The 743-nt window shown below is 38.4% G+C and carries 1 protein-coding gene; it reads left to right on the top strand.

Annotated features, from left to right (window positions below; all coding sequences use genetic code 11):
- Positions 1-84 precede the first annotated feature (84 nt).
- Entirely contained in the window at positions 85-396 is a 312-nt protein-coding gene (locus tag KSO91_RS18015; protein ID WP_420830963.1) for a hypothetical protein, read from the top strand.
- Positions 397-743: the final 347 nt, after the last annotated feature.

Below are 743 nucleotides of genomic sequence, written 5' to 3'. Positions count from 1 at the left end.
GGTCGACTGGTACTAGGGTCGTGTTTTACACGAGTGAATATATAACTGAAGAGCCGGATGCGGTAGTTCCGCACGTCCGGATCTGTGTGGGGTCGGTCTGGTAACAGATCGTTCTACCACGATGGCACTTTACCCTCAGAGTACCAGACAAAAGTATTTGGCGGTGGCAATATGTTTTCAAAAATAACTGATACTCAACCTTGCACGCAGAAGCATGGTAAATGTTTGGAGTCACTTTCGTGTAAAAAAGTTTCTTGCAAGAACGCATCAATCGGACCTTACTTATTACAAAAAAACGGCTTTACCATTACTAATCATGATTTAGGGGGAACACAACATAGAAAAGTCATTTTTGATGTTTGGAGTGGGGATGTTTGGTTACGCAGAGGTAATTAATTATTGCTCAGCTACCGGAAAAAATTAATATAAGGAGGAAGCTATGTCTAGAAACATTATGTTAAAAGTCGTAAATACTCGAACTTAATTTTAACAAAATTTCCGTTGCTGGTACTGCCCTCTTAACTATCTTGATCGAGTTTTATATGTAAACATTAATGCTGATGACACATTCAAGGCAGTAGTAGATAGTACCTTAATAATTAAAAACTATAATTAAAACTCAAGTTTCGGGGTTCATTTTTAGCCAATAAAAGTGAACCATCCCTCATTCTAGGGCTTCTTGCCGCAAAGTAAAGTTATCCATTTGCATGACTTGCGTAAAAAAATCGACAACCGTCTGTTCA

It is taken from the genome of Psychromonas antarctica (assembly GCF_022267535.1).
Classification (GTDB): Bacteria; Pseudomonadota; Gammaproteobacteria; order Enterobacterales; family Psychromonadaceae; genus Psychromonas; species Psychromonas antarctica.
This window is presented reverse-complemented; position numbering and strand designations above follow the sequence as displayed.